Origin of the sequence: Mesorhizobium sp. 131-3-5 (assembly GCF_016756575.1) — a bacterium.
In the GTDB taxonomy this organism is placed as follows: Bacteria; Pseudomonadota; Alphaproteobacteria; order Rhizobiales; family Rhizobiaceae; genus Mesorhizobium; species Mesorhizobium jarvisii.
On the sequence record NZ_AP023254.1, the window covers coordinates 6397661 to 6414122 of the forward strand.

Here is a 16462-nt window from a genome sequence, read left to right on the forward strand (position 1 = left end):
TCGCGATCGTCGGGCGTCTGTGCTTTGAGGAGTTCCCAGAGGTTGAGCGTGATCAAGCGGTGCCGGCGTTGTCCGTGACGGGAGCCGCACTATCTGCCGGCTCCTCGACATTGGCAACATCGGCGTCCCAGATAAACCGTTCCAAGCTGAGAACGGTTTCGATGATGTTGTCGGCATGGACGCTGGAATCACGCCCCACGAGTTCGAGAACCCGTAGCCGAATTTCGCGCCTCTCGTTCATGCCGCTTCCTCTTGCTGGCCAGAGCCGCCCTTGACGACAAGGCCGTCCTCTTCCTCTTCCTCCAGGTCGGGCACGTCATCGACGTCGATCGACGAGAAGTCCGAGTCCGGATCGGCGGCAACGCGCTTGCGCGATTCCTCGGGCGCGATCACGCCGGCGTCGATCAGGATCACGTCACGCTCGGCCTTGGTCTTTTCAACCTCGGCCGCTTCCTTCTCGTTGGTCTCCTCGAGTTTCTCGAACTCGAAGTCGATGCCAGGATCGACCTCGCCCCAGAGCGAGATCATCACCAGGCCGAGCAGGCGGTGCAGCGGGTGCCGGAACAGGTGTTCCTGGAACGAGTGCACGTAGTCGTTGAAAACCCTGATCTCGCCCTCTGAGGAGGCGTTGAGCCCTGCCGGCTGGGTGCCGAGCAGCTTGACCAGCGGAATGTGGCTGACCGATGCCATGTGCTCCTGCGACTGCGCCTGGAGCATGTCGAGGCCGGAGAGCGACGCGGAGACGTTCTTGAAGTCTTCCGTGTCCTTGTCGATCATCATCAGGCCGCGATTGGACCTGACCAAATTGAAAAGTTCGGCGCGCTTGAAGAGCTGGTCGCCATCCGCCTGCAGGGTCTCCTGCAGGTTGCTCGCCAGCACAAACACCGTAAACGCGCTGATGATGTCGTTCACCGACTGGCGCGTCTCCAGCCAGTTGTCGACATAGGGCTTCACCATCTGCGACAGCGACAGGCCGCCGAAGGAATAGGTCGGCTTCAACAGGTCGGGGACTTCGCGCCCGATCAGGGTGATCAGCCGCGAGGTGTGAACGATCTTGGCCTGCACATACCAGCTATCGGGCCGATACCAGTTGTCCTTGAGGGGATCGTTCGAGTTGTAGTTGGTCGGATAGCACCAGACCGCCTCGACCGTGCGCAGCGCCGTGATCGGCTTCTTGGCGAGCTTGGCGGCCGAGAGCTTGTCCCAGCCGTCGCCGATCGGCTTTTGCAGCTCGTCGGGATTATCGGTGTCGCCGGTGTCGATGTAGATGTGACCGCGGCCGAAGAAGCCATCCTGCTCGGCAGCGCGGCAGAACATGTCGCGCACGTTGAGGCGCTTGAACTCGGCCTCCAGCTCCGTGATCTTGTCGGCCTTGTCCTCGCCGTCGTTCGAGGTGAAGCGAATCCACTTGCGCGTCATCTCGGTCGCGATGGTCTCGGAGATCACCCGGTATTCCGGGCGCTGCGCCAGCTCCGACAGATAGGCGTAGCCGAGGAAGGTGATCCCTTCCGAATAGTAGCCGCTCAGCGCAAAGCCGTTGGCCCAGGATTGAACCGCGCCGACGGCGCTGTCCATGGCGAGGCCAGTGTTGCCGTTCGGCAGAACGCTTGCCGGGTGCTGCGGCAAGGTGAACACCGGCGCTTGCTGCGCCGGCGCTGCCTTCTGGCCACGCAGAGCCGACAGCATCGCTTCCGAGATGCGGGTGGGTCCGCGCGTGCCTGGTGGCATGGCGGCCAGCGGCGCGGCGTTCTGCGCCTGCACGGCTGGCTTGCGCTTCAACAGGCGGCGAGCGGCCCTGAAAAACCTCCTGATCATCGCGGCCCCGGCTGGGCGGCGCGGCGAAGCACGTCGTCGCTGATCACCATGGCCCCCTTGATGTTGAGCAGCCTCGTAAAGGCGCCGGAAGATGCGTCGACCTGGTCCATGAGCTTGCCGGACGGGAAGATGCAGAGTTCGTCGAGATAGAGTTCGTTCCACTCGCCTTCGACGATGAAGACGTTGCCGTATTCGCACTGAGCCGAGAACGGCTCGGCGCGCGTGATCTTGTCGCCGGTTTCACCCTCGGCATGGACGCGGTAGCCGGCCAGATCGGACACATAGTCCTGCACCTGCGCCTTGCCGGCCTGCCCCGGATCCTGTGGCAGGCTGATGTTGACGGTCTTGCCGTCGATCGCTGCCGTGGCCTTGATGGTCTTGCGGACCGACTTGCCTTCCTCGCGGAGGGTGACGACATGGCCGACGTAGTAGTGGCCGTCTTGATCGCGGCCGAGCTTCACGCCAGCGGTGCGCGCGCCAGTGCCGCCCTTCGTGCCGGCCAAGTCCCAATGGCGGACCCAGACCGTGCCCTTCGGGGCTTGCCGTACAAACTGGCCGTCGAACCAGGCGCGCTTGAACATGCCGCCTTCGCGCGGCGCGGGCCGTTGCTGGAACTGCCCCGCCGAGGCGTGGCTGCCCATGATCTTCTTGTCGCGCTCCACGACGTGCTTGGGGAACCGCTCGACGAACAGCAATTCGCCATCTTCGGTTCGCGGATCCTGGGGGTAGACCGTGCGGGTCTGCGCCTTGGCAGCTTCGGGATCGTCGGCATTGGCCGGATCGTCGAAGCGCCAGGCATGCTTCTTGCGGTCGTAGCGCCCCTCGACCGGTTCAGTCTCGAAATAGGACGGCTTCACGACCGAGTAGCAGCGCCGTTCGGGCTCATACTCCATCGGCAGCATGACGTGCTCATAGCCGTAGTCGTTCGCCAGGATGACGCCCGAAGGGTCGTCCTCGTGCAGGCGCTGCATGATGACGATGATCGCCGACGAGTCGGGGTTGTTCAGACGGGTCGGTAGCGCTTCCTTGAAGGTGTCGTTCGCCGTCTCACGCTCGACGTCAGATTTCGCCATCTGGACGGAGAGAGGATCGTCGACGAGCACGCGATCGCCGCGCGAGCCAGTCATCGAGTTGAAGGCCATGGCTTCGCGGAAGCCGGTCTTGTTGTTCTCGAACTTGGTCTTGGTGTTCTGGTCGCCGATCATGGCGAAGCCATCGCCCCAGCGTTTCTGATACCAGTCGGACTGGATCAGGCGGCGGGTCTTGACGTTGTCGCGGATCGCCAGCGAGTCCTTGTAGGACGTGCCCATGAACCGCAAATGCGGCATGTTGCGCGGTCCCCATTCCCACGCCGGGAAGAAGACGCCGCATGCCATCGATTTCATGGTGCCGGGCGGCACGTTGAACAGCAGGCGAGTGATTTCGCCCCTGCTCACCGCCTCCAGGTGATCGCCGATGGCATCGATGTGCCAGCCATGCCTGTACGGCTGACCGGGCTCGAGCACATGCCATCCGCGCTTGATCAGCTCGACCATGGAGCGACCACAGGCCCGCCGGTCTAGCTCAATGCGAATGTCGTCCGGGGTCGGCGGGATGACGCCTGATATGCGCGCCATGTGTCACTTTCCGCCGGCTGTGCTCTCCCGCTTTTCTGCGGCGCGCAGCAGGATTTCCAATTCCTCGTCCGACATGTTGGCGAGATCGAGCTTCTGCGCCGTCTCGACCGGGCCGCCGTTCTTGCCCGTGGTCTCGACGCGGCGCACAAAGCCCCGATCCTTGCCTTTAAGCTCCAGGTACCAGCGCACCGTCTGCATATCGCCGGAGCGAAGCGCGATCACCACCTGGCCCTCGGCCACGTCGAGCAGCTCGTCCGCGATCTCGGAATCGGCCTCCTGGATTTCAGGGTGCTCGTTCAGGAAGGCGTAGAGCGTCGTGCGGCCGACGTTCAGCCGCTCGGCCGCAACGGTCTTGATGCCACCGCACTGGCGCAGCATCGCAATGACGCGCGGCACGTCGCGGACGGTAAGCTTGGGCGATGCGCCGCCCTTGCTGGCCTCTGCCGGCTTCGCCTCTGGCGCTGCCTGCGGTGCCGGCTCAGCCTTGGGAGCGGCTGCAGGAGACACAGGAGGCTTCGGCTTGCTGGCCGGTTTCTTCTTGCCCCGCGCCGGCTTTTTTTTCGGCCCCGCCGCCTTGCCTTTTGCCGGTGCAGCCTTGGGCTTTGCGGTCGGCTTTGATGCCGTCACGCTCGACTTGGTCTTGATCACCGGACGACTCGCGCGTGTGAGTGTTCGGAATGTTCGGGATGGCCCCCACCTGCTGCCAAGTCCCAACCCACGATGAACATGGTACCGCGAGGGCAAACGACGACGGAGTAATCATCCTGCAAAGCCTTGCTGGGCTTGCCGTTGGTTGACTTGAGCAGAAATGCAAACTGGCCCGTGTGCTTGACTGCCGCTGCCATGCTGACCACCGACGCTGTGCTACGCATGTCTGAATGCATGGCGATCACACAAACAGGACGCGTGCGAGACAGACGAGGAAGCCGAACGCGAGGAATGCGCCGACGATGATGGCGGGTGTCGCGGAAGCGGGCGCGGCCGGGATTGCGCCGGGCTCGGAGAACGCGCCGCGCAGATTGGGAAGCTCATGCCGCATCTGGTTTGTCCTCCGCTTCGGCTTCGAGTTGATCGAGCCGTTCGCCGGCAAGGCGCGCCATGGCTGCAAGCGCAATGCCCGAGTTGACGATGTTGAGCCCCTGCTTGGTGCGAACGATGGTGTCGAAGAAGTCATCGAACCTCGACTGCGGGGCGGCATGGATGCGGAAGCGCTTCGCCCTTTTGGCGATGGCGTCCATTTCGACCTCGAACTGCACGCGCTCCTCCGGGAGGAAGGCGAACAGCAGCTCGTCGTATTTGATGTTGGCGCCGCCGAGTGCCGCGGCACCTGGTCCCTTGTCGCCGGAAAGCACGCTGTCATCGAGACCGGAGAACTTCTTCGCATCGATGTCGAGTGAGGCGTAGAGCTGGGCGAGCAGCGACTGGTCATCTTCGCCGTTGATCGAGTTGTGGCTCAACTGGATCGCCACCTTGCGCTTTTCGCTGAGTGGCGAGGTGATGACGAGCGCGTCGACCAGCGGCAAGCCGGCCTCGATCGCGGCGGCGGTGCGGTGATGTCCCGACAGGATCTCGAGAGAGCCGTCCTTGTCCTGGCACACCAGGACCGTAGTGGTCAGGCGGCCGTCGATTTTGACATTCTCGACGAGGCGCTTGAACATGGCAGGCGCCATGTAGTGCGCGTTCTTCTCGCGGCGCCGGAGCGTCTTCGGGTCAACCTGCCGCGCCTCGACATCGAGGGACTTCCAGTCAACGGTTGAAGTGCTTGCCATACCACCACTCGAACGCTTGTTGCGGCGTCTCATCGATGCGGGCGCCGACGTAATGCAGTCTGAATTTACCTTCCGGCCCGTCGATCTCTTCGCGCTTGGTTTGCTCGAAGATGCCGCGATATTTCATCGAGACCGGATGCTCGGAAAACGCTGACGTCTGGACCTTGTTGAAGCGGTCGACAAAGCGCTTGCCCATATCGCGCAGGATCTCGCCGTTGCAGGCGAGCCTGGTGACGAGCTTCGACAGCCTGCCCTCACGCGAGATGGAGAAATCCGACAGCAGGTAGATCGACTGGCGCGCGAATTTGTCGAGGTTGTAGATGAGCCCGCCGACCAGCATGTCATCGACGCGCACCAGGTAGTTGACCATGCCCGGCGTGTGGGTGATGCCCTTTTTCAGGTAGACGTCCTTGAGGAACGTCATCTGGGCGGCATCGGCCCGGGCGATCGTCACCACCGAATCCGGCTTGATCTTCTCGATGTCGATCGGCTTGTAGCGGAAGGGAGCCGACCGCGGCACGAGCTGCAGATACGACGACTTGCCCGTCGACACGTAGCAGTAGTGCGGGTGCCCCCGGCCGGAGACGAATTCCAGCTCCGGTTTCAGATCGTCGTAAATCTGGTCCGAGAGGATGCAGTAGGGGACGCCCGCCTGCCGCACGCGCTCGATGAGACCGCGCAGCGCCTTGGGGTCGAACAGCTCATATCGGGGAGCGTCCCATTTGATGTTCTCGGCCAGGAACTCGAACATCTTTTCGTAGCCGCCCTTGTAGAACGGCGGATAGGAGAAGATCGCGGCCTTGCGGTCGATCGCCTCCTCGAGGTGCAGGATCCAGTCGCGCGGCGAATAGCTCTTGATCGGGATCATGCCCGGCAGCTTGCGGACCTTCTCCAAGGTGCGCTCGACGTAGCCGGCGAAGTTCGCGACCAGGTGGTTGCGGTGGCTGGTCTTGTAGACGTTGGCCTTGCCGCCGGCGAAGCGGCCGAGATTGAAGCCGACGGCAAGTGCTGCCAGGCGCTGATCAGGTTCCCTGAAATCGAACTCGTTCACGAAGTCGAGCGCGCCGTGGAATTCGTAGTCGATCGGCTTGCCTAGCACATAGCCGGCAATCGCCGAGGAGTAGAGGCTGACATCGTTCGAGTGCATCTCGACGCCGGGGAACGTGGCGAGCGTGATCTGCTCAAACCGGAACGTCCCAGAGCAGCAGTTATACACCCTGCCCCATTTGTCGACTTCGGAAACGCGAAGGATTTGCGCGATGCACTCCTTCGGCACAACGCCCTGAAACATAACGCAAAACGCCTTGTTTTTTCTCTTGCAATAGGGGTGTAACCCAATAAGTTACTTGTAACCAAATTGGTTACTTCCCTACTGCGAAGGACGCCCGAAATGAGCCTCGTCACCATCACCGAAGGCCTTCACAAGAAATCCGGTTTCACCGGTCCTCGCCTGCAGGCGGTCACGTTCGCGACCGCGCTCGTCATGGCCGATTATGCGGGCTCCGAGCATCAGGACTATTTCCGCCGGCGCTTTCGCGAGACCTTGGAAACGCTGGATGGCGAAGCCGTCAGTGACGTCGTCGGCTTCATCGCCGGTCAGCTCGGCATCAAGCCGGGACCAGTCGAAAACGCCTTCTGATTTGGGGGAGCGGCCCGAAGCGCACAGGAGAATCAGGCTGCCTGTTTTTAGCTCGTCCCCCCCGGCTTCTGTCAATAGACATTTGCAACCATTTTGACACCACCCCTACCACGGAGAAGACCAGTGACCACCGCGAACGCCATCATCGCTAGAGAGCGACTGGACTATTTCACCTACATGCTTCGAGCCTCGGGCTGGAGCGAGGATGACGGCCATTGGCTGGCGCCGCTGCATTTGCGCGAGCAGCTGGGGAGGGTCGTCGGCAGAGGGCACGTCGCGCTCTGGATCGCGGTTGCCGCGCAGATTCAGCTCGATACCGAAGTCGTCAAGCTCGGCGGGGAGGCACGGTAATGGCCAGCTACCTGTCACCCACCGGGAGCCCGATCACCGGCACCCTGGAGCGCCTGACCGGGCGTGCCCACCTCCTCGATATCGACCCGGAGACCGGCGAGCCCGAACACTCCGGCGGCACCGAAATCTTCTGGAACGATCAGGAGACCGCCAAGCGCAACGGCAAGATCGTGTTCCTCGACGAGGAGGGAGACGAGTGGACCTTCGACCAGCTCACCCGCGAGGACGGGGACGAGGAAGACGAGGAGGCCGCGTGATGCCCCGCTACCTCGTCACATGGGAGATCGACTACGAGGGCGAAGGCGATCCCGAAGCCGCTGCTCGCTGGGCGTGGGAAATCCTGCGCAAGCCGCACTCCACCGCGAACGTTTTCACGGTGATCGACGAAGACGGCAACGAGACAAAGCTCGACCTGGCCGAGATCGACGAGGAGCGCCGGGAGCGCGCCATCACCAGCGTCGGCGACGTGCTGCACAGATTGCGGGAGAGATTGCAGGGGGGTGACGATGCCCATCGGTAGTCACCATTCCGCGGCGGCCGGCACAGACGTCTGGTTGACGCCTCCCGCTATCCTGGCCGCGCTCGGCGGCGCTGAAAGCTTCGACCTCGATCCCTGCGCGCCGCTCGATCGGCCGTGGGACATGGCGCGCCAGCACTACACCGTGGCCGACAACGGTCTACCCCGGTCCTGGCACGGTCGCATCTGGTTGAACCCGCCTTACAGCAACAACGTGATCGGCCGCTGGATGGGCCGTATGGCCGACCACGGCCATGGAATCGCACTGATCTTCGCCCGCACCGAAACGCAGGTGTTCCACGATTTCGTGTGGCGCGCGGCCGATGCGCTGCTGTTCATGGAAGGGCGGCTGCATTTCCACGACGCCGGCGGGACTCGAGCCAAGGCCAACGCCGGCGCGCCGTCGGTGTTCTGCGCCTATGGCGCCGATGACGCTGACCGCCTTGCCGCCAGTGGCATTCCCGGCGCGTTCGTGCCGCTGCGGCTGCGCTCGCTGATCTTCGGCTTTGCCGCCGTCGGCTCATGGGTCGACGAGGTGTTGAAGGTGATGCAGCGCGCCGGCGACGCCGTGCGCCTGGACGATCTCTACCGCGAGATGGCCAGCAATCCGAAGGCCGGCCGCAATCCGAACTGGCGCGCCAAGGTGCGCCAGACACTCCAGCGCGGGCCGTTCGAGCCGCTGGGCGACGGTGTCTGGCAAGTCGCAGAAGGGAGGCTGCTATGATGGCAAAGGCGAAGAAGGAACCGAAGAAATTCGCATGGCAGATGGAGGCCGTGGCGATGCGCCGCGAGCAGGACGAGATCGTCGCCATGCTGCGCAACGGCCCCGGGATGACTATCTGGTGTCGATCGCCCGGGAAGCCCTCTGCGGCTACCACGCCGCGATGATGTCCTTGCTGTGCACCCTCGCCCAACATCAAAAGCGTCGATGTCTATCGGGTAGGTGGCCACCTACATTTCTTCACCCTAGTTGCCGCAGTTCTTGATCTTGGCGGAAAAATCCCTCAGCGATTTGGCGTATTCCACCAAGGCGAATTGCGCGGAAACCCGAGCATCCGCGACGTCGGCGGCCGGCGATTTGGCCTTCTCGGGCATATACGGAATCGCGTCGCGGAAGACGTCCCCACTAAGGCTCTTGATCACCTCGTCGAGCTTCGCGGCGCTACTATCGGCCGAAGCGCTGAGAGCGTTGCAGCCGACCGGGCTCATTTGAGCCGCGGCCGGGGTCGCAGAGATGATCAGCGCAGCAAGGAGGATCTTCATCGGTAAAGCTGAACCTCGTCACGAAGGAAGTTGTCTAGCGTGCCGTTGCCGGCCTTCGTGGTGATATCGATGATTTCACCCCAGATATCTGCGTCCGGCGCGCCGCCAGCGGGCTCAGTCAGGAACACGCTCGCAAAAGCTTGGACGGGATAGTTCCCACCTGAGCCTTTGACCTGGTTGGCCACGCAATCAAGTAGAGCGACGTAGATCATTCGGCGCTTCGGATCAGTTGATGCTTGCTGCGGATTGCATTGCGGTGACGACGCTTCGGAGCCAGTTGCCGGGTGGGTGAGTTCGTAATTGTACACCTCCCATCGACTGGCATTAACATCGAGTCCTGCTGGCGGCCATGCGGCGCCATGGTTGACGGTCCAATATCCGGCTCGATCCCAGGCGCCATCGCCGAGCCTGGTCGGTATGGCGGTGCTGCAAGCCGGTAAGCATGTATCTTGGGGGAGTGCCATATAGCTTGATGCCTGCGCCGCCGTGGGCGCCACGTAGGAGCAATTGCCCTTGTTGTCTATCTGCTTGACCATGCCCTTAAGGACATTCGGGGCCGGTGGGTAAGTTGCCGGGTCGTATCCGTTCTTGGCGTAGATATCGAAGCGGACGTTGATGCCGTCATTGACGGGCGGGATGTTGCCCGGCTTCGTGTCGACGCCGTCATCCTGGTAACACGCTTGCGGTTTCGTGGAAGCGAACATGCCAGTGATATCCTGTGTCGCTGAGCTTCCGGATGGCGTTTGAAGAAAGCCGTAGTCGCCCGGACCATACTGCACGCTGGCGCCTCCGCTCTGTATTTTGAGATGCATCATCGGCCGCTTGTGGCCGCGCAGCGTTGCGCCCAAGGACTCCAGGTCGCTATAAGGGTTACACATGAACATCGGGGTGAAATCGCAGACAGAGCTCGAAAATCCTGCGACGGCGGTTGCGCCTACATTGAAAGAATTGCTGGCGCTTGAAGACAAAAAAGTGGCCGGGAAGATCGCAGCGAAACCGACCGGGGTTACCTTGATCTCGACGTAGCGAGCCAGTTTGGCGTCGGTGATTTCGTCGGTGATGACGTTTGCTGCGGCGATCGGCAGATTGTCGGTGGCGGGGAGCGACTTCAGATAACGCCGCGTCACACCGGCAGCGGTAAGTGCGGGTGGCGGCCCGGCGGTGGTCGAGAATGTATACTTGTTGCCGGTCACGATGTTCGCCAAGGCGCGGTCCGCTCGCACGATGCTATCCGATCGACCATCAAGTTCGGCCGCCGTTGCAAGCGCCAGCGCATCGGCGCCCTTCTGCAAATCGTTGTGAAGGTTGTTGACCCGGCTCATGTCGATCGCCAGCAGCGAAAAACCGATAAGCGCCGGCAGTGTAACTGACACCAGGATCAACGCGATACCGCGCTGATCATTCCAAAAATTACGCAAGACACGAAACATCGCAGCAACCCCTAGCCATGCCGCAACAATTTTCCCCGTTGTCAAGCATAGGCGCGGCGAAGGAATGCAGCAAGGGGTTGAATTAGCAATTGGTTAAACACCTCAAGCAACCTGCCCCGCAAAGGCGGAAGGACACGTAATGGCATCCGCCCGTGAAAAGTAAGCGCTTGCACGGGTGCTCGCTCATGAGGCGGCTATGTGAACCCTCCAGCCGACCTTGGCGGCGGGGTGTCAACCAGCGTCGATGACGCCTTGCGCAGCGGCAAGGGCACTGGTCGCTCTTGGGCCGCGCTTGCGCTAGCGCTTCGACTGCTGGAATACGGCATCGACATGGCTCGGCTGGGAGCTCGCCGTGCCCGACGGGGAATCCCCATGTACGGCCAGCCGGGCCGTTTCATCCTCTTGATCCATGTCTGCAGGAACGACGTCCAGTATCCCGGCCTATTCGGCCTCGACGGGCGCGTCATCGACACGCGGCAGCCGTTGCGAGGGTCATGGCAACCACCCTGCTCTTGGCCATGACGGGAGAGACGTTCATGCTCAGCTCGCAGCCGATCTGGGTCCGCAACGTTGCCGTCGCGCTCGCAGTCGACGACCGTGGAAATATCCCCCTGGAGGACCTTGCAGCATGAAAGACATGACCCCCGGCGTGCTCGCCGTCTTGCTATTCTTCGTTGTCGGCGCATTCGCCACCAATCCCATCCTTGGCGTTGTGGTCTGTGTGGTCTGCGTGATCTGGGCGAACATCGACTACAGACGCGAGCAACGCGAGAAGCGCGACCAAGACGACCGCGACCGCTAAGGCCGCATCCTGCAAGTCAACATCGGTGCCGGTGGGGCTCCAAAGTAACTTTTTCTGTAACCTACTTGTAACCAGATTGGTTACAGTCTAAGTTATTGTTGTTACTAGTTATTCCCTACCACGGAGCCCCACGATGACCACCGCACACACCTTCGAGCTTAAGGCGATCAGCTACAATAGCCGCCTAAGCGAGGAAACCAGCTGCTACTCTGCCAAGCTCTACATGGACGGCAAGCACATAGCCGACGTTGGCAATCGCGGCCATGGCGGCTGCGACGAGCAACACCCGATCAACCGGTTCGACCTCGACGCGCTCAACCTCGAGATCAAGGCCACCTATCCCAAGACCGTATTCCACGGCATGGAGTTTGACCAGGACCTCGAGAGCATCTGCGGCGACCTGCTTTCCCGCTACCTCACCTTGCGCGACATACGCCGCCCGATGGGCAAGGCGATCGTTTTCCTCGCCAAGGGCGACGCCATCGCCGAGGGCGTCCGGACCATGAAGTACAAGGTCACGATGACGCCGGAAATGAAGGCGCAGGCGATCGCCAACGTCAACGCCAGATACCCCGGCGCTCTGATCCTCAACGACATGACCGACGACGAAATCATGGCGCTGGTCGCTGCCCAGCCGGTCGAGGCTTAAGCCGATGTTCTACTGCGACGAATGCCTGGACCCCTGCCGCTGGCACGATTCCGGACTTTGCGCCGGATGCCGCGAGCGCCGCGCTGACGCTATCGCGGCCGAAGAAGCGGACTTCGAATACGACGCAACGGCCGAGGGAGGCGCGATGCAGACATAGAGCAAACCATCCCCTTCGATAGGGCGGTGGGAGTCGTCCCGCCGCCTGTTCCTACCCCCTACCACAGAGACCAGGACCATGAACAAGCCCACCGAATACGAGTTTACCCTGCCCGACGGCAGCAAGCGCTACGAGATCGTGATCGAGCGCAAGGACGTCTTCACCTTCAAGGCGATGCACGGCGCCACCAGCGCCAAGCCGGTCGAGGCGAAGCCATGAACGCGCTGATCCCCCGCAACACCGTCGAGCAGATCGTGGCCTATCGCGATGCAGCGGTGGCCGCCTATCACGGCGCATTCGCCTTTATCGAGCAGGCCGACCGGGAATTGAAGAAGGCCGCGGCGCTCTGGAAAGCGGCGGCCGGCGAACATGCCTCCTCTCGCTACGGCGAGCGCGACAACCGCGAGGTCAGGGCATTTTTCGATGCAGTCGATCTGCCCGACGCCGAGCAGTGGAAGCGGACGGCGATCCGCCTGATCGACATCTCGTGCTGGAATTATCTGGTCAAGATGACGGACCTGGAAGTCCTGATGGACAAGCAGGCCAAGGACGAGCTGCGCGACACGTTGAAGTGGGTGCCAGAGCGCTACGACCACCGCCACGGCGACGGCAAGGAACTGGTCAATCTCGACGAGATCATGGGGATCCCGCCGGTCACGGTCGACAACGTGTACGCCACAATCGACAAATGGGCCGGCGAATCCGAGATGATCTTCCGGCGCGGCATAGCGACGGCCTTTTCCAAGCTCGACCGCCGTTTCCGCTCTCACGACGGATTCAAGGTCGGGAGCCGCATGATCCTGACCTATGCATTCGACCGCGACCATGGGCACGTGTCGTATGGTGGCACGTGGGACACCGTTCGCGACATCGAGCGCACGTTCTCCGTCCTCGACGGCAAGAAGCCGTCTTACAACAGCATTGAGAACGTGGTCCGCGCCGAGCGCAAGGGCTACCAGCCCCAACAATCCGAGCATCATGGCGAGTATTTCAAAATCCTCGCCTACAAGAACGGCAACGCGCACCTGTGGTTTACCCGCGACGACCTGGTCTTGAAGGTCAACAAAATGCTGGCCGAATATTACGGCGAGGTGATCGGCGACGCGCAGTCCAAAGAGCCCGATGACCTGTTCCGCAACCGCAAGACGACGCCGGCGAAAAACTTCGGTTTCTTCCCGACACCGGACGGCGCGGCCGAGCAGCTGATCAATGGCGTCCCGCTCCTCCAGCCGATCGAAAAGCCGCGCCTCACCATCCTGGAGCCTAGCGCCGGCACCGGCAATCTGGCGCGCCGCTGCGTCTCCAGCATCAAGGATTTTGCCGACCACCACGGCTACGGCCAAGCCGAGCGCATGGACCGGTGGCGCAAGGAATACCGGTTTGACAACCAGGTCGATTGCGTGGAGCTGCAAGGGCCGCTGGCCGCCGCGCTCGAGGCGCAGGGGATTTACCGGAAGGTCTACGCCACCGACTTCCTGTCGCTGCGCCCATCCGTCACCGGGCTTTACGATCGGATCGTGATGAACCCGCCCTTCGACATGGAGCGCGATATCGACCACCTCGTCCACGCCCTCGACTTCCTGAAAGACGACGGTTGCCTTGCTGCCATCATGTCGGCCGGAACCGAGTTCCGCGAGACGCGCAAAGCCATCGCCTTCCGCGCCCTGATCCAGAAGCTCAACGGCAGTTTCCGCGACCTGCCCCATGGGTCTTTCGCCGAGGTCGGAACCTACGTCAACACCATCACCGTGAAGGTCTGGAAGGACGGCAGACGAAATCACTTTTAGGTTGACCTAATTGTAACCATTTTGGTTACACTATAGATCACTATTGGCACCACGGAGACTGTCCCCATGATTCCCCTACGAACCCCACCAGAAGACGAGGAGGACCGGCGGCGCCGGCAACCTTCCATCACCCAAGCCCTCGACATGTGGTCCGCTTGGCATTGCGATTGGTCGCCTCTCGGCGCCACCGGCAACTACACGCTGGACATGCAGCTCGGTGACGCGTTCCGCCATCTGCTCTACCGCCCGGTCCTGGGCGATCGGCTGTCGTGGATCGAACGCCAGCTTCGCCGGCCACGCCGGCGCGGTCTGGACGATCGCTACCAGGCCGAGCTGATGAAATGGTGGCTCGACCTTTTCGAAGCCGAGAAGCTTCCCCTCATCGATCAGCGATCCAAGGCGAGGAGCCCGCAATGCGCTTTATCCTGATCGACGCGAGCAATCGCAAGGTCTTCGACATGATGACCCCTCACCGCATCGACGAGAATTTCATCGCTCGCACCCTGCGCCGCGACTGCGTCGAGCGCGTCGAACTGGCCGACGATCTTGATCTGTGGGTGTCATCCGAGCCGGTCAGAGATCGGTTCCGATTCTTCTCCGACGGGCCGGAATATGTGGGGAGCGGCATGCTCACCGGTCGCACATGGCTCGGCGACTTCAAGAGCCTGCCGCGCTGGTTGACCTATGAGGCGATCAACGGGTGGGTGGCCTGGCCGCGCTGCTACGAAGCCCCCCAGGCTCGCCGGAAAATACAAAGGCCGACCGGGTTGCCCCTGATCGGCCGCTCCCTCGACCCCTACCACAGGATCCTGCCCGAAAGCGCGAGAGAGAACCCGTATCTAATGCAGATGTACGGTTAGGACAACGCACCAAATCGGCACCAAACAGTTCTATTTTGGTTGCAGCAGAAGTTCCACAAGTTTACAATTTGGACGTGACCAAACCCCTACCACGGAAGGCTACAAGATGCGCATTTTTACCTCCAGCTGGTTTCATCCCCTGCCCAGCACCATCCAGAAAATCGGCGTCTCCAGGGGAACGCCGCGAGGGTACGCCGCCGGCTACCGCAAAATGCCGGAGCTGGCTCCAGGCCCATGGTTCAAGACCGCCAGCGAACGCGATTACAAGCAGCTCTATTTCGAAATCCTGGCAAAACTCAATCTCGCCCAGATCGTTGCCAAGTTCGAACAGCTCTCGGGCGGCAAGGACGTTGCCCTGCTCTGCTACGAGGCACCGACGGACAACCAGTATTGCCACCGCGCCTACATCTCGGTGTGGCTGAAAGAAAGGCTCGACCTCAATGTCTTTGAATATGGGTTGGAGAGCCAGGGTTGCGGGTGGAGCCACCCCAAGCTGCCGGCGCAATACCGCCTGCCGGCAAAGCCCGAACCCCTCCAGGTGAGCCCCTACATCGGCGCCGTGGCACCAGACGCGCAAGGCCGCCTCTGGACCGTGGTCGGCATCAATCCAGATCAGGTCGACCAGGCGCTGGTGCGCTCGGGAGAAGACAGGCGCTCGATCTCGGTCGACGTCCTGCATAGCCGGTTCCAGCCGGTCAGCTGATCACCGCCGAAGTGGTTGAATTTATTGGCTTTTTTAGTTGGCACCACTTGTAACCGTTTTGGTTACAGGCTAAGTTATTGAAGTAACTTAGAAATCTGGACCAATGTCGCAAAGCCGCTTCCTTTCACCACTGCAGTCTTTGTCAGAACAACCCGACGAATGCGGGCTGGCAACTGGTGACTTCTCGCTCATTCATCCGGCGGCCGAAAGCCGCTCGGGAGCGCGGGCCGGGCACAGCACAGCCGCATGCGAGACATCGGTCTTCCCTACCACTGGAGACCAGACCATGCCTAAGCCCATCGAAGTCCACACCTACCTCTACGAGCGTTCCCATGGCCGCAAGCCGAAGGGATTTGGCGGCTGGGGTTTCATCGTCATGGACGAGAGCTGCGACCGTGAGGTCGAGTTCTTCTTCACCCCGGCAATGACCCTGTCGGACGCGAAGGTTTGGGCGAAGGCGCATGTCCGCACGAACTTCGCCGAGCAGGTGGCGACCGGCTACCTCGGCCTCGAAGTCGCCCCCTGATCGAGCGCCGCCCTTCGGGGCGGCGTTTTGCTTTCCAACCCCTACCACCAAGGAGAAGAGAAATGTTCATCGTTATCGTCATTCACAATGGCGAGAAGTGGCCGCTGCGCGGCACCGTCTGGGCCTACAGCATGGATCGCGCCGAGCAGTTCCCCAGCGAGCAGGCGGCAAAAGCCGCGCTCGACAAGGCCAAGAAATTCATGAAGCCGGCCATTTTCAAGAAGGCCCGCATCGAGCCGGTGTCGGCATGAGCGCGGCCCGGTTCCACAACGCGCTGCGCATCCTGCTCAGCCTGGACGGCTACGACCTGATCAACGCCGGCGTCGCTGACGAGAATTGGGGAACGCCCGAGGCCTCCGAACGCGACCAGATGGCCGCGTTCCTTTCGGATCCTGCCCGCGAGGCGATCCGTATGCCGGATGCCAATTTCGACCGGCTCGTCGCGCTCCTCGAGAGCCGGCAGCCGTCGGCGCCGGTCGCCACCAATCGCCCCGGCGATCAGGCCGCGATCTATGCCGAAGAGACCGGCGTCGACTACGCGACCGCGCTTGTTCACTGCAACATGGATTGAGGAACTA

At 61.9% G+C, this 16462-nt stretch carries 26 protein-coding genes; 17 read left to right on the forward strand and 9 right to left on the reverse strand.

The window, feature by feature from the left end; all coding sequences use genetic code 11:
* Positions 1-52: 52 nt before the first annotated feature.
* From JG747_RS31100 to JG747_RS31130, 7 genes are all read right to left on the reverse strand, one after another.
* On the reverse strand, positions 53-241 hold the full coding sequence (locus tag JG747_RS31100) for a hypothetical protein (protein WP_202360733.1): 189 nt from the start codon (positions 239-241) through the stop codon (positions 53-55).
* A complete protein-coding gene (locus JG747_RS31105; protein WP_202360734.1) occupies positions 238-1815 on the reverse strand; it encodes a DUF1073 domain-containing protein in 1578 nt (525 codons plus the stop codon). The genes JG747_RS31100 and JG747_RS31105 overlap by 4 nt, the downstream gene beginning before the upstream one ends.
* Positions 1812-3431: a phage terminase large subunit gene (gene terL / locus JG747_RS31110; protein WP_244748284.1), complete on the reverse strand. Its 1620-nt coding sequence runs from the start codon at positions 3429-3431 to the stop codon at positions 1812-1814. Before terL ends, JG747_RS31105 begins: the two co-directional genes overlap by 4 nt.
* Positions 3432-3434: 3 nt before the next feature.
* On the reverse strand, positions 3435-4079 hold the full coding sequence (locus tag JG747_RS31115; RefSeq protein WP_202360735.1) for a helix-turn-helix domain-containing protein: 645 nt from the start codon (positions 4077-4079) through the stop codon (positions 3435-3437).
* Between the two features lie 241 nt (positions 4080-4320).
* On the reverse strand, positions 4321-4470 hold the full coding sequence (locus JG747_RS31120) for a hypothetical protein (protein WP_202360736.1): 150 nt from the start codon (positions 4468-4470) through the stop codon (positions 4321-4323).
* Positions 4460-5200 carry a ParB/RepB/Spo0J family partition protein gene (locus tag JG747_RS31125; protein WP_202360737.1) on the reverse strand — a complete coding sequence of 247 codons (741 nt, stop codon included), beginning with the start codon at positions 5198-5200 and terminating at the stop codon, positions 4460-4462. The genes JG747_RS31120 and JG747_RS31125 overlap by 11 nt, the downstream gene beginning before the upstream one ends.
* Positions 5178-6491: a putative antirestriction adenine methyltransferase gene (locus JG747_RS31130; protein WP_202360738.1), complete on the reverse strand. Its 1314-nt coding sequence runs from the start codon at positions 6489-6491 to the stop codon at positions 5178-5180. Before JG747_RS31130 ends, JG747_RS31125 begins: the two co-directional genes overlap by 23 nt.
* Before the next feature lie 99 nt (positions 6492-6590).
* Between JG747_RS31130 and JG747_RS31135 the strand changes: the two genes are divergently transcribed.
* From JG747_RS31135 to JG747_RS31160, 6 genes are all read left to right on the forward strand, one after another.
* The gene (locus JG747_RS31135; RefSeq protein WP_202360739.1) at positions 6591-6839 is read left to right on the forward strand and encodes a hypothetical protein; all 249 of its coding nucleotides are present in this window, start codon (positions 6591-6593) and stop codon (positions 6837-6839) included.
* 123 nt (positions 6840-6962) lie between these two features.
* Positions 6963-7190 (forward strand): hypothetical protein, encoded by a 228-nt coding sequence (locus JG747_RS31140; RefSeq protein ID WP_202360740.1) that lies wholly within the window; start codon positions 6963-6965, stop codon positions 7188-7190.
* Positions 7190-7447, forward strand: a complete 258-nt coding sequence (locus JG747_RS31145) for a hypothetical protein (RefSeq protein ID WP_202360741.1) — start codon at positions 7190-7192, stop codon at positions 7445-7447. Before JG747_RS31140 ends, JG747_RS31145 begins: the two co-directional genes overlap by 1 nt.
* Entirely contained in the window at positions 7447-7710 is a 264-nt protein-coding gene (locus tag JG747_RS31150; RefSeq protein ID WP_202360742.1) for a hypothetical protein, read from the forward strand. Before JG747_RS31145 ends, JG747_RS31150 begins: the two co-directional genes overlap by 1 nt.
* Positions 7697-8431 (forward strand): DNA N-6-adenine-methyltransferase, encoded by a 735-nt coding sequence (locus JG747_RS31155; RefSeq protein ID WP_202360743.1) that lies wholly within the window; start codon positions 7697-7699, stop codon positions 8429-8431. The genes JG747_RS31150 and JG747_RS31155 overlap by 14 nt, the downstream gene beginning before the upstream one ends.
* Positions 8428-8595 carry a hypothetical protein gene (locus JG747_RS31160; protein ID WP_202360744.1) on the forward strand — a complete coding sequence of 56 codons (168 nt, stop codon included), beginning with the start codon at positions 8428-8430 and terminating at the stop codon, positions 8593-8595. The genes JG747_RS31155 and JG747_RS31160 overlap by 4 nt, the downstream gene beginning before the upstream one ends.
* A gap of 78 nt (positions 8596-8673) precedes the next feature.
* Here JG747_RS31160 and JG747_RS31165 read toward each other — a convergent pair whose 3' ends face one another.
* Positions 8674-8970 (reverse strand): hypothetical protein, encoded by a 297-nt coding sequence (locus tag JG747_RS31165; protein ID WP_202360745.1) that lies wholly within the window; start codon positions 8968-8970, stop codon positions 8674-8676.
* A complete protein-coding gene (locus JG747_RS31170; RefSeq protein WP_202360746.1) occupies positions 8967-10400 on the reverse strand; it encodes a TadE/TadG family type IV pilus assembly protein in 1434 nt (477 codons plus the stop codon). The genes JG747_RS31165 and JG747_RS31170 overlap by 4 nt, the downstream gene beginning before the upstream one ends.
* 494 nt (positions 10401-10894) lie before the next feature.
* Between JG747_RS31170 and JG747_RS31175 the strand changes: the two genes are divergently transcribed.
* The 11 genes from JG747_RS31175 (at position 10895) to JG747_RS31225 (ending at position 16455) form a co-directional block, all read left to right on the forward strand.
* Positions 10895-11032 (forward strand): hypothetical protein, encoded by a 138-nt coding sequence (locus JG747_RS31175; RefSeq protein WP_202360747.1) that lies wholly within the window; start codon positions 10895-10897, stop codon positions 11030-11032.
* Positions 11029-11202: a hypothetical protein gene (locus JG747_RS31180; RefSeq protein ID WP_202360748.1), complete on the forward strand. Its 174-nt coding sequence runs from the start codon at positions 11029-11031 to the stop codon at positions 11200-11202. Before JG747_RS31175 ends, JG747_RS31180 begins: the two co-directional genes overlap by 4 nt.
* 133 nt (positions 11203-11335) lie before the next feature.
* Positions 11336-11851, forward strand: coding sequence for a hypothetical protein (locus JG747_RS31185; protein WP_202360749.1), 516 nt, complete (start codon positions 11336-11338; stop codon positions 11849-11851).
* Positions 11852-12086: 235 nt separating this feature from the next.
* The gene (locus tag JG747_RS31190; RefSeq protein ID WP_202360750.1) at positions 12087-12227 is read left to right on the forward strand and encodes a hypothetical protein; all 141 of its coding nucleotides are present in this window, start codon (positions 12087-12089) and stop codon (positions 12225-12227) included.
* Positions 12224-13795 carry a DUF4942 domain-containing protein gene (locus JG747_RS31195; RefSeq protein ID WP_202360751.1) on the forward strand — a complete coding sequence of 524 codons (1572 nt, stop codon included), beginning with the start codon at positions 12224-12226 and terminating at the stop codon, positions 13793-13795. The genes JG747_RS31190 and JG747_RS31195 overlap by 4 nt, the downstream gene beginning before the upstream one ends.
* A 66-nt stretch (positions 13796-13861) precedes the next feature.
* The gene (locus tag JG747_RS31200) at positions 13862-14224 is read left to right on the forward strand and encodes a hypothetical protein (protein WP_202360752.1); all 363 of its coding nucleotides are present in this window, start codon (positions 13862-13864) and stop codon (positions 14222-14224) included.
* Positions 14209-14655, forward strand: coding sequence for a hypothetical protein (locus JG747_RS31205; RefSeq protein WP_202360753.1), 447 nt, complete (start codon positions 14209-14211; stop codon positions 14653-14655). The genes JG747_RS31200 and JG747_RS31205 overlap by 16 nt, the downstream gene beginning before the upstream one ends.
* 106 nt (positions 14656-14761) lie before the next feature.
* Positions 14762-15358 (forward strand): DUF488 family protein, N3 subclade, encoded by a 597-nt coding sequence (locus tag JG747_RS31210; protein ID WP_202360754.1) that lies wholly within the window; start codon positions 14762-14764, stop codon positions 15356-15358.
* Between the two features lie 286 nt (positions 15359-15644).
* Entirely contained in the window at positions 15645-15884 is a 240-nt protein-coding gene (locus JG747_RS31215; RefSeq protein ID WP_202360755.1) for a hypothetical protein, read from the forward strand.
* Between the two features lie 62 nt (positions 15885-15946).
* On the forward strand, positions 15947-16135 hold the full coding sequence (locus JG747_RS31220; RefSeq protein WP_202360756.1) for a hypothetical protein: 189 nt from the start codon (positions 15947-15949) through the stop codon (positions 16133-16135).
* Positions 16132-16455, forward strand: coding sequence for a hypothetical protein (locus tag JG747_RS31225; protein WP_202360757.1), 324 nt, complete (start codon positions 16132-16134; stop codon positions 16453-16455). The genes JG747_RS31220 and JG747_RS31225 overlap by 4 nt, the downstream gene beginning before the upstream one ends.
* Positions 16456-16462 lie beyond the last annotated feature (7 nt).

Excerpts from the sequence above, each read along its gene's own strand:
- JG747_RS31165 (WP_202360745.1), bottom strand. The coding sequence starts at position 8,970 with ATGAAGATCCTCCTTGCTGCGCTGATCATCTCTGCGACCCCGGCCGCG.
- JG747_RS31190 (WP_202360750.1), top strand. The coding sequence starts at position 12,087 with ATGAACAAGCCCACCGAATACGAGTTTACCCTGCCCGACGGCAGCAAG.
- JG747_RS31185 (WP_202360749.1), top strand. The coding sequence starts at position 11,336 with ATGACCACCGCACACACCTTCGAGCTTAAGGCGATCAGCTACAATAGC.
- JG747_RS31135 (WP_202360739.1), top strand. The coding sequence starts at position 6,591 with ATGAGCCTCGTCACCATCACCGAAGGCCTTCACAAGAAATCCGGTTTC.
- JG747_RS31125 (WP_202360737.1), bottom strand. The coding sequence starts at position 5,200 with ATGGCAAGCACTTCAACCGTTGACTGGAAGTCCCTCGATGTCGAGGCG.
- JG747_RS31105 (WP_202360734.1), bottom strand. The coding sequence starts at position 1,815 with ATGATCAGGAGGTTTTTCAGGGCCGCTCGCCGCCTGTTGAAGCGCAAG.
- JG747_RS31145 (WP_202360741.1), top strand. The coding sequence starts at position 7,190 with ATGGCCAGCTACCTGTCACCCACCGGGAGCCCGATCACCGGCACCCTG.
- terL (WP_244748284.1), bottom strand. The coding sequence starts at position 3,431 with ATGGCGCGCATATCAGGCGTCATCCCGCCGACCCCGGACGACATTCGC.
- JG747_RS31170 (WP_202360746.1), bottom strand. The coding sequence starts at position 10,400 with ATGTTTCGTGTCTTGCGTAATTTTTGGAATGATCAGCGCGGTATCGCG.
- JG747_RS31175 (WP_202360747.1), top strand. The coding sequence starts at position 10,895 with ATGGCAACCACCCTGCTCTTGGCCATGACGGGAGAGACGTTCATGCTC.
- JG747_RS31195 (WP_202360751.1), top strand. The coding sequence starts at position 12,224 with ATGAACGCGCTGATCCCCCGCAACACCGTCGAGCAGATCGTGGCCTAT.
- JG747_RS31210 (WP_202360754.1), top strand. The coding sequence starts at position 14,762 with ATGCGCATTTTTACCTCCAGCTGGTTTCATCCCCTGCCCAGCACCATC.
- JG747_RS31205 (WP_202360753.1), top strand. The coding sequence starts at position 14,209 with ATGCGCTTTATCCTGATCGACGCGAGCAATCGCAAGGTCTTCGACATG.
- JG747_RS31200 (WP_202360752.1), top strand. The coding sequence starts at position 13,862 with ATGATTCCCCTACGAACCCCACCAGAAGACGAGGAGGACCGGCGGCGC.
- JG747_RS31160 (WP_202360744.1), top strand. The coding sequence starts at position 8,428 with ATGATGGCAAAGGCGAAGAAGGAACCGAAGAAATTCGCATGGCAGATG.
- JG747_RS31215 (WP_202360755.1), top strand. The coding sequence starts at position 15,645 with ATGCCTAAGCCCATCGAAGTCCACACCTACCTCTACGAGCGTTCCCAT.
- JG747_RS31120 (WP_202360736.1), bottom strand. The coding sequence starts at position 4,470 with ATGCGGCATGAGCTTCCCAATCTGCGCGGCGCGTTCTCCGAGCCCGGC.
- JG747_RS31220 (WP_202360756.1), top strand. The coding sequence starts at position 15,947 with ATGTTCATCGTTATCGTCATTCACAATGGCGAGAAGTGGCCGCTGCGC.
- JG747_RS31130 (WP_202360738.1), bottom strand. The coding sequence starts at position 6,491 with ATGTTTCAGGGCGTTGTGCCGAAGGAGTGCATCGCGCAAATCCTTCGC.
- JG747_RS31100 (WP_202360733.1), bottom strand. The coding sequence starts at position 241 with ATGAACGAGAGGCGCGAAATTCGGCTACGGGTTCTCGAACTCGTGGGG.
- JG747_RS31155 (WP_202360743.1), top strand. The coding sequence starts at position 7,697 with ATGCCCATCGGTAGTCACCATTCCGCGGCGGCCGGCACAGACGTCTGG.
- JG747_RS31150 (WP_202360742.1), top strand. The coding sequence starts at position 7,447 with ATGCCCCGCTACCTCGTCACATGGGAGATCGACTACGAGGGCGAAGGC.
- JG747_RS31180 (WP_202360748.1), top strand. The coding sequence starts at position 11,029 with ATGAAAGACATGACCCCCGGCGTGCTCGCCGTCTTGCTATTCTTCGTT.
- JG747_RS31225 (WP_202360757.1), top strand. The coding sequence starts at position 16,132 with ATGAGCGCGGCCCGGTTCCACAACGCGCTGCGCATCCTGCTCAGCCTG.